The organism is Endozoicomonas sp. ONNA2 (assembly GCF_024606365.1).
In the GTDB taxonomy this organism is placed as follows: Bacteria; Pseudomonadota; Gammaproteobacteria; order Pseudomonadales; family Endozoicomonadaceae; genus Endozoicomonas.
Window position 1 is genome coordinate 1 of sequence record NZ_JAHHPO010000639.1, and the last position, 6740, is coordinate 6740.

Below are 6740 nucleotides of genomic sequence, written 5' to 3' on the forward strand. Positions count from 1 at the left end.
AGTGGAGCCCATTTTAATGAACAGGAAAACCATTTCCTGACCTATGGCAACAAAATAAACCGGCAGGACAAACAACAACCCGGCCTTGTGCAACTCTGGGGCTTTGATGCTGATGGCAAATGGGTAACAAGAGATCAGATAACACTGGATTTTCCTGTTCAACAGGCCAAATTCAGCCCCGATAATCAACATTTAGTGATTCACTGCAACGATGATCTACGGGGGCTTTTCCTATCAGAAGCCGGTATTGCATTACTCTGGAAGATTCCTGCCAGTCCGGTGCAGGGAACAGCTCACTAGCCGGAAGATTTTTCGCTGGTAATGTCTTGAATAATTGGTCCGTTTGCCAATGGAACAGGCTGCATCAATCAACGCGCACTTATGACTCTGAACAAAAAATCCTTTGTTGCGGGAACTTTGGGCAAATTTACCTATCTACACCATTGGTGAATGGCCAAACAAGTAATAAAGGACAAGTAAATAAACTTAAAGTACCGCTAAATAAAGTATTCCTGCCATAGCCGTAAAATTTGACCATTGTGTCAACATATCTGGAGTTATCATGCAACCAATAGCGTCAGGCAGTGCAGCCGTAAGCAGAATGGTAACCGGTGAAAGGCAGTCACTTGATGATCTGAAGCCATCGCATACATCAGTTGGGGCTGCATATAACAAACAAATCTCAGAAATCCCTGAATCGTCGCTGAACGAATCCCTGGTTCAGCTGACAATGGATTCACCACCAGAATCTACGTTCACCACCTCAATCGATGAACGTAATGTCAGCAATCAGAATAATCCCATGCTGCCGCAGTCAGAGGCCAGTTCAATCGATTCAGCAACGGATGACTCTGGCACCGAATCATCATCATACGACTCTGACAGCTCATCGTCGTCGGATGGGGCTGACACTGGACCTGCCTGCCAAAAAGCGTTGACAGCAAAGCTTCCTGATGCCGCCGCTAATAACGACTCACCAGTTTCTGTCAAGGGTGAGCCGTTACAGGGCGTTGCCCCCATGAACAGTCAATCGGGCACAATTAATGCCAGGAGTGACGCAAAAATTGATGCAAAGAAGCCTGACATTTTCCAGTGCCAGAACCAATATCTGGAACTCGAAAAGGTGATCAACTTCGGTCGATTTATCCGCAATGCCAGGTTCAGCCCCACGGGCAAGAACCTGGTTATCAATGGTTGCGACAGAAATGACGATGGTGTCCTGGTCATTTTGCGACAAACTGAGGATGGCAACTGGTCGCAGAATAGAGAGGTCAGGGGGGATACCCTTGGTTGGGAGTTCTACCATGGAAAGGCCAGGGGGAATACCTTTGGTTTCGAATTCAACCGGTTGGAAAATAGGTTCCTTAGTATCAGCTGCGATGGCTATGTCACGGTGAGCAAGCTGAACAGCGATGGCTTCTGGGAGGAGGCGGTGGTGCTTGAGCACAGCCCCTACACTAATGGCGAAGACTTTGTGGCGGTCAAAGCAGGCTTTAGCCCCCGGCAGGACAAGATTATGACTTACGATTTTTGGGCCGACAAAATCAAGGTACTGCGTGAGGATAGCAACGGCCAATGGATCCCGCTGACCCAGCCTCAGGGGATCAGTCATCAACGGCACTGGGGGCAACCGTCCTTCAAGGCCACAGACCATTATTTACTGACTGACCAGGGGTTAACAGCGACCATCTGGGCGGTTAATGATGACAGCAACTGCCTTGAGGAAAAAAAGGTCATTGAGTGCAGTTTGGGTATTGGGGGTACCCAGATGAGTGATGATGAGCGGCATGCAGTGGTCTTCGGTGGTAACCAGGTCATCTTTATGGGTTGTAATGTGGATGGCAAGTGGTCGCAGATTGGGGAGGCCTGTCATCCTGAATATTATTCAAAGGCCCGCAATGACTATGTCAGCAGCGTTGTTGGCGAAGCGTCCTTTAACGCCTCCGGGCAGTACGCACTGAGTCTTGATTCAAACCGCAGGGCGATAATCTCTGGTTATGACGATGACGGTTCCTGGGTCGTGAAAACTGAAATTCAGGATTGCGCCAATGTCCGGTTCAGCCCCTCCGGGCGCAAATTACTGGCCCATCTCTATAAACCTCAGGACTGCAACATTACGGATGACCCGCTGGCTGATGGTCAGGACCCCGAAGACAACGAGCAAAACGAAGGCTTCATAAAACTGCTCTATGACAAATTTAAACTCTGGGACTGCAGCAGCGATCGGCTCGATAACGTTCAGACCTTTGTGCACAGCGGCAGTGACAATGCACTCTTCAGCCCCTCAGAGAATTTTCTTCTGAGCTATGGTATTGAATCGAATTTCGTCTGCATTTGGGGATATGACGAGGAAGGCAATCTGGTTGAGAGAGCAAGGGTCAGTCACCAGGAGGGGACAAACAAAGCGGCCTTCAACGCCCGGGAGGACAGTGTGCTGACCCGGGCTTGTGGCAAGGTGGTAAAAATTCAGCGCCTGGACAGTCAGGGCAAGCGGCAAGGAGAGTTGGTGGTTGAACATCAAAAATTTGTTCTCGATGCCCGGTTTTCCCGCTCAGGCCTCCGTGCCTACACCATCAGCAAGGATGGAACCGCAGGTATCCTGGGGCGCGACAATAATGGCCAGTGGATGAAACAGGCGATGACAAATCGTGTTGATGGCTACTCCATTAAAGGTGGAGATTTTAATGGATTGGAAAACCACTTTCTGACCTATGGCAACAAAATAGATCGGAAAAACAAACACCAGCCGGGTCTTGTACAACTCTGGGGCATTGATGATGATGGTCAATGGGCAGAAAAAGAGCAGATAAAACTGGATTACTCCGTTGAATCGGCCAAATTTAGCCCTGATGATGATCACTTATTGATCCAATGTACAGATAGGGATAAACGGGGAAATTCAAAACACGGTACTGTGTTACTTTGGAAGCTGCCTGCCAGTCTTCCGGGGACTTTGACATAAATAATTCTTCAAAATTTTTACGGCACAGACTCCTATCCAAGCATTATTACAAACAGGTAATTCTTCATCAGACGATCTCAATGTTCATTATGGAGCCAGAAATATATGATTTCATATGGTTAGCTACTTACAGCCTGATCTGGGCATCCTGCCCATTCTGCCCTGCCCATAAGCCGGGTTTGAACACCCGGCGGTGTTAGTCGATGGCTTGCTAATTTAAAGAAACAAACAGTAAACAATCAGTCACAGGTTGCAGGTCCAACATTCACCCACACATCCGCGACACCCGGCTCATCACCCCTGGAATGCCATTTGGCTTCCCAGCGCAGGCCGTTGTGGTTGACCTGGGTACCACCGTTACAGGCAATTCCGGGCTGCCAGCCAAGCTCAACATCACTGATCAGCTGCCAGGCTTCGTTGGAGGGTGAAGGCTCAGAACCCTGTATCCACCATTTGGCTTTATACACCAGACCTTTATGGCTGACCGTTTCTTTGGTGTAGATTGTGGTGGCATCCCACGCCGGATAATTGCTGGCATTGGGATCCGTCACATCACAGTCACCCGGAGGTATCACCCCGGCAACGTTCTCAACGTGAACAACCGTGGTCGCGTTGGCCTGGGCATCGCCATCGGAAACAGTCACCACTATGTTATGGGTTTCATTGGCATCAACAGCAGGTGCCTGAAGCTCCAGTTTATTTTCCAGCTCAGAACGGATGGTGAACACTGACGGTACGCTCCAGCTGTACGTCAGAATATCGTTATCAGCATCCCGGGCGTTGGCTGTCAGGGTAAACCGGGTCTGCTCATCAACATAAGTCGTTGGGGAGATGGTCACCGCAGGGGCTGTGTTCAGTTGCTCCGGTTTATTGGTAATCACCACGCTGTCGGTGTTTGACAAACCTTCTGCATCAGTCACCGTCAGTGTAAAGGTGTACTTTTTTTCTGCATCTACCCCCGGCACGACAATCGTCGTTGTTTTAGCGGTTGCATCCACCAATGTTAAGGGATCACCCACTGTCTGCTGCCGGTAATGGCATCCCGGTCTGGATCGAAGGAACTGCTGCCATCCAGCGTGACTGCCACGGGACCTGTGACGGATTGATCAACACCTGCACGTGCCACCGGTGCGCGGTTTCCAGGCTCGGTGGTGCCTTCTCCATGCCCCAGAGACTCGTGCATGGCATTGGTGAGCATGCCGTTATCCGCATCAATTTCCCAGGAGAACAGGCCCGCCATATTGTTAGCAAGCACGTATTGCCCCTTGGCCTGAACCGATGAAGGATCATCGTAGGTGATCAGTTCACCGGTTGACGCCTTCCACAGGTAAGGTGCCTCGGCCTGCTGATCATAGCCGTAGACAAAGCCCCGGGCTTCGCCATGATTCTCATAAATATCACGATAATCCAGCACGCCCTTTTCCCGGGTGCCCTTGATACCACCGGTAGCGGTACCGCTAAAGGGATTACCAGCCTCCTTCAGATTACTGACGCCTTCCCAGCCACGGCCATACAGTGCGACACCCAGAACAATTTTGTCGTGATTAATGCCTGACTTGACATACTCCTGAATACCGTTGTCGCTGAAGTAGCGGTTTTCACCCATATCGTTCATGGATGACTCATACAATCCGGTATGGTGGTTAAGATTGACGACATTAAATGCACCGTAGAAGTCGTAGGTCATGGCAAAGAGGTAATCCAGGTAAGGGCTCACCTGTTTATAATTGACCACGTCGATCTTATCTTTGCCAGCGTTCATGGCGGAGGTCAGCTGGTATTCCCGGCCGGTTTCAGCTTCCAGCCGGTCCAGCATTTCACGCAGCTCTTTCATCAGGGTGACATACAGTGGACCATCAGTTTCAGGATTGCCCAGGGCTGGATTGGCACCTTTACCACCCGGGTGCTCCCAGTCGATGTCCACACCATCAAAGAACTTCCAGGTGCGCAGGAACTTCTCGACAGAGTTAACGAATGTTCTCCGGTTTGCTTCATTATGGAACTGATGGAACGGATCACTCAGCGTCCAGCCACCGATGGAGGGCAGGATTTTAAGGTCCGGATTGGTCTTTTTCGCCGCCATCATCGCCGCGTAGTTACCTTTGTAGGGATCACTCCAGGTAGTAGCCCCCTCCTGACCAAAACCTTTTTGCAAGGCGGCCCATGGATCATGAATGGCCACTTCAAACTCCGGGGTACCGGCACAGGCTTTTTGCAGGGCTTCCCAGGAACCGTCAATGGATTTCAGGGAGTCATTGTGTTGTTCAGAGCAGATAGGAACAAAGCCGTAGAGAATATGGGTCAGATTCTGCACGGGTACCTTATCGAAGGGATAGTTACGACCATAAACTGACCACTCGACAAAATAGGTACCCATCACTTTGCCGGTTTTATTCTCATAAGGTTTATGGAACTCGGTCCAGGAAACCGGCAAAGCCTCCAGATGAGCGCCATCGGTATCGGCAACCACTACCGGTTTGGGTGCTGAGGTAGAGCAGCCGCTGTCATTACAAAACTGCAGCGTCATGTCCCACTTGCCACCTTTGGACACTGGGAATGATGCCTGTTTTGCGCCAGCAGTGCCGCTCCACTGGACGTCGCCATCAAATAATATTTTAGCTTCAGTGTCCGCTGCTGTGCCCCAGGGCAGATCCCGGGTCACCTCAATATTCACCCCGTCATGAACCGTCACCAGTTCCTTATAAGCGACAGCAGACTGGCTGACCTCCACCAATGCATATTTGTGATCACCCCACCCGAGGACCGGTGTGGGCGGCAAAGCCGCCTGAGCAGCGCCGGATGCAATCATAGTTCCGAGAATGAATGCCAGTTTTGTTTTTTTTTAGCATGGATACCCCTTAATAAAGACTGCAGAGTACAAAGATGGGCTATGTGAGTATCAAACCCGGCACCCATCGAGCAATAAACAGAATCTCATACTTCAGCGGCAAAATGGAACGCGTTTCTGCAACCTGTTCCATAACTTAAATGAATTTGTGACTTGCGTCATAAACTAAACGACAATGATATAAAAACACGACCAGCAGTACTGAATCCCGCAGATAATGGACAAGGAGAGAGCGGTGATGGCAGGGATATACACTATTCCCCCTGCAGGTGCGAATGCAGAGGATTACTCTGATCAACAAAGATCAATTGTTCAGTAGCAAACCCAAGTGCCCTGGCTTTGTTGATGAAGTTCGATTTAACCTCATCACTGACGGTGGGGGTTCTGGCCAGCAGCCAGAGGTAGTCTTTATCATTCCCTGAGATAAAGGCGTATTCATAGTTTTTCTGATCCAGCTCAAAAATAATGTAGGAGCCATAGAAGGGGCCAAAAAAAGAGACTTTCAGATATCCCTCATCAGGTTCTCTGACAAATTTTGCCTTACCTTCGGCCTGCTGACGCTTACCGGCTTGCGCAGAGTAACCTGAGTTGATTACCCGAATACTGCCGTCAGGGTTGCTAGAGTATTCTGCGGTGATATGGGACAGGCCTCGCTCAAAGCGGTGATCCAGCCTGGCTATCTCATACCATTTTCCAGCATAGCGGTTAACCTCAAATGGCTTTACCGGTGTAACGCCTTCGGGTATTCCTGTACACCCCGTCAACAGTGCTATCAGCGACAGAATTTTAATGGCTCTCAACGCGTTTAATCCTTCTTTCAATGTATCCCATAAAAGTCTACGGGTATAACTACGGGTATAAATAGTTAACAAAGTCATGCACTTTACCTGAGAGAGCAGAAAACCAGAACAGATTTAATCTATTTACTAA

General features: G+C 49.6%; 5 protein-coding genes. 2 read left to right on the forward strand and 3 right to left on the reverse strand.

Annotated features, from left to right (window positions below):
• Both KDK14_RS11235 and KDK14_RS11240 read left to right on the forward strand, forming a co-directional pair.
• Positions 1–300 (forward strand): hypothetical protein (locus KDK14_RS11235; protein WP_257265209.1); only part of this gene is annotated, 300 nt, incomplete at its 5' end.
• A gap of 262 nt (positions 301–562) precedes the next feature.
• Positions 563–2962, forward strand: a complete 2400-nt coding sequence (locus KDK14_RS11240) for a WD40 repeat domain-containing protein (protein ID WP_257265210.1) — start codon at positions 563–565, stop codon at positions 2960–2962.
• Between the two features lie 239 nt (positions 2963–3201).
• On the opposite strand, the gene KDK14_RS11245 is transcribed toward KDK14_RS11240, so the two are convergent.
• The 3 genes from KDK14_RS11245 to KDK14_RS11255 form a co-directional block, all read right to left on the reverse strand.
• A complete protein-coding gene (locus tag KDK14_RS11245; protein ID WP_257265211.1) occupies positions 3202–3981 on the reverse strand; it encodes a hypothetical protein in 780 nt (259 codons plus the stop codon).
• The gene (locus KDK14_RS11250) at positions 3966–5771 is read right to left on the reverse strand and encodes a glycosyl hydrolase family 18 protein (protein ID WP_257265212.1); all 1806 of its coding nucleotides are present in this window, start codon (positions 5769–5771) and stop codon (positions 3966–3968) included. Before KDK14_RS11250 ends, KDK14_RS11245 begins: the two co-directional genes overlap by 16 nt.
• 293 nt (positions 5772–6064) lie before the next feature.
• Positions 6065–6601 carry a lipocalin family protein gene (locus KDK14_RS11255; RefSeq protein ID WP_373691066.1) on the reverse strand — a complete coding sequence of 179 codons (537 nt, stop codon included), beginning with the start codon at positions 6599–6601 and terminating at the stop codon, positions 6065–6067.
• Positions 6602–6740 lie beyond the last annotated feature (139 nt).

Excerpts from the sequence above, each read along its gene's own strand:
- KDK14_RS11240 (WP_257265210.1), top strand. The coding sequence starts at position 563 with ATGCAACCAATAGCGTCAGGCAGTGCAGCCGTAAGCAGAATGGTAACC.
- KDK14_RS11250 (WP_257265212.1), bottom strand. The coding sequence starts at position 5,771 with ATGATTGCATCCGGCGCTGCTCAGGCGGCTTTGCCGCCCACACCGGTC.